Here is a 261-nt window from a genome sequence, read left to right as displayed (position 1 = left end):
CCTTCCGCCACCGCGCCGGTCGGAGACGGTTCCGTTACGGCGTACACTGTGCCGTGCACTCCGATTGAGCTGAAGGAAGATTTCAATGAAAAAAACGATCCGCATCGCATCGCTGGCGCTGGCCGTCACGATGGCGACGCTTGGCTGCACCGCGCAGGCCGACCAGACCACCGACAAGCTGAAGGCTACGCTGCAGGCCCGGCTGGGCAACGACGCGCCGATCAAGAGCGTGTCGAAATCGCCGGTTGCAGGCCTTTACGA

General features: G+C 62.8%; 1 protein-coding gene. It reads left to right on the top strand.

Features of this window, described 5'->3' with window-relative positions; genetic code table 11:
• Positions 1-85 precede the first annotated feature (85 nt).
• The coding region (locus tag AAEY79_RS15445) for a disulfide isomerase DsbC N-terminal domain-containing protein (protein ID WP_352289411.1) at positions 86-261 on the top strand (176 nt) is incomplete at its 3' end.

The organism is Psychrobacter sp. GW64-MNA-CIBAN-0177 (assembly GCF_040309585.1).
Classification (GTDB): domain Bacteria; phylum Pseudomonadota; class Gammaproteobacteria; order Pseudomonadales; family Moraxellaceae; genus Psychrobacter; species Psychrobacter okhotskensis.
This window is presented reverse-complemented; position numbering and strand designations above follow the sequence as displayed.